Origin of the sequence: Halalkalibacter lacteus (genome assembly GCF_036663595.1) — a bacterium.
GTDB classification, from domain to species: Bacteria; Bacillota; Bacilli; order Bacillales; family Bacillaceae_D; genus Halalkalibacter; species Halalkalibacter lacteus.
Window position 1 is genome coordinate 1 of sequence record NZ_JAWRVL010000334.1, and the last position, 252, is coordinate 252.

General features: G+C 66.7%; 1 pseudogene. It reads right to left on the reverse strand.

The features are described from left to right. Positions 1-252: pseudogene (locus tag SAZ04_RS22555) on the reverse strand (hypothetical protein); the annotation flags it as partial.

Here is a 252-nt window from a genome sequence, read left to right on the forward strand (position 1 = left end):
CGGCCGAGGGTGGGCGAGTACATCCGGGCCTTGTAGTGGTACATGCCGAGCTCGGGCAGCCAGACTTGGCCGGTGTACTGGAACGCGCCGAGGTTGCCCGCGGCAGGGATGCCGTACTCGTCGTACTTGTTGATCGCCAGCGCATTGCCGGCCCCATCGGTCACCGCGACGATCGAGCCGCGCTCGTCGGCGTAGAGATAGCGCCGGTTGGTAAGCCCGCTGCCCTCGAACCATACCAGCGGATCGTCGCCT